This is a genomic window from Sphingopyxis sp. KK2 (genome assembly GCF_001990265.1).
In the GTDB taxonomy this organism is placed as follows: Bacteria; Pseudomonadota; Alphaproteobacteria; order Sphingomonadales; family Sphingomonadaceae; genus Sphingopyxis.
The window spans coordinates 1-737 of sequence record NZ_LYVN01000303.1; the positions used below are offsets into that span (position 1 = coordinate 1).

A 737-nucleotide genomic window follows, 5' to 3' on the forward strand; every position below is an offset into this window, starting at 1 on the left:
GTGTCGACGCGGCTGCGCCGGACCCAGCGGGCGGCGATCCCGCCTGCGCCATCGCCATCGCAGCGCCCATGCACCGGCGCGAGCGGGCGGAGCGCCGCCGCTGTATCGGGCACCGCCTCATCGCTCATATCGGTCCCGCCGCGCGCCGCCCATTGCAGCCGCGCTGCGCCGCCCACCGCCGCTTCCGCGAGCGCGTCGGGAAGCAGCAGCAGCGCGGCGTCGCCGAGCAGGACAAAGGGCGTTCCCACGGCATGCGCGCTCGCCATGTCGGTCCCCGCGCGGCCGCGAAGCAGGCGCGACAACCGCCAGTTCGTCGCGTCCAGCTGTTCGGCCACACCGAACTGCACCAGCTCGCCGCCGATCATCGCGCGATTGGCCCCGCCGAACAGCGCAGCATCGTCAACCGACACCAGTGCCATCGACGGATTCACCAACGAAACCAGGATATTATCATCCATGTCGAACAGCTCCGCCGGTGCCGGAGCGAGCACCGCCGTCAGCGCGCCGAGCGCCGCTGCGGGACGGATCGTCCCGACCGGTATCGGTTCGGCACCGGGCGCCGCGACCAGCCAGCCGTCGGCGCCGCGCCACCCGTCATTGCCGCCCGCCGCCGCGACCAGGATCCGCGGCGCCAGCGCCGCACCGCCGCCGATATTGGGCAGGTCGAACAGGCGCACCAGCCCCTCGCTGTCGGGCCAGTCGGGCGCCAGCACCGGAACCCCCGGATCGGCCGTGTC

1 pseudogene is annotated in these 737 nt (G+C 73.4%); it reads right to left on the reverse strand.

From position 1 onward, the window contains the following. Positions 1 to 737: pseudogene (locus B1A78_RS22925) on the reverse strand (hypothetical protein); the annotation flags it as partial.